Annotated in this window: 1 protein-coding gene; it reads right to left on the bottom strand. The window is 74.8% G+C overall.

Features of this window, described 5'->3' with window-relative positions; all coding sequences use genetic code 11:
• Nucleotides 1-417 (bottom strand): KR domain-containing protein (locus tag VR44_RS40345; RefSeq protein ID WP_045952676.1); only part of this gene is annotated, 417 nt, incomplete at both ends.

Genomic DNA, 417 nt, shown 5'->3' with positions numbered 1-417 from the left:
GCTCCACGTCCTCCTCGGACAGGGTGTCGCCCATGCCTCCGACACCGGCCCACAGGCCCCAGGCCAGGGACAGGCCGGGCAGGCCCGCGGCACGGCGCTCGGCCATCAGGGCGTCGAGGTAGCTGTTGGCGGCGGCGTAGCCGGCCTGTCCGGCCCCGCCGAACAGGCCGGCGGCCGAGGAGAACACGACGAACGCGGAGAGGCCGGAGTCCCGGGTCAGCTCGTGCAGGTGGCGGGCCGCGTCCGCCTTGGGCCGCAGCACTTCGGAGACACGTTCGGCGGTGAGGGAGGAGACCACCCCGTCGTCGATGACCCCGGCGGCGTGGACGACTGCGGTCAGGGGCCGGTCGAGGGAGTCCAGGAGTGCGGAGAGGGCTTCGCGGTCGGCGGCGTCGCAGGCGGCGATCCGTACCCGGG

The organism is Streptomyces katrae, assembly GCF_000966975.1.
In the GTDB taxonomy this organism is placed as follows: Bacteria; Actinomycetota; Actinomycetes; order Streptomycetales; family Streptomycetaceae; genus Streptomyces; species Streptomyces katrae.
The sequence above is the reverse complement of the archived record's forward strand: the minus strand, read 5'-3'. Positions and strand labels throughout refer to the sequence as shown.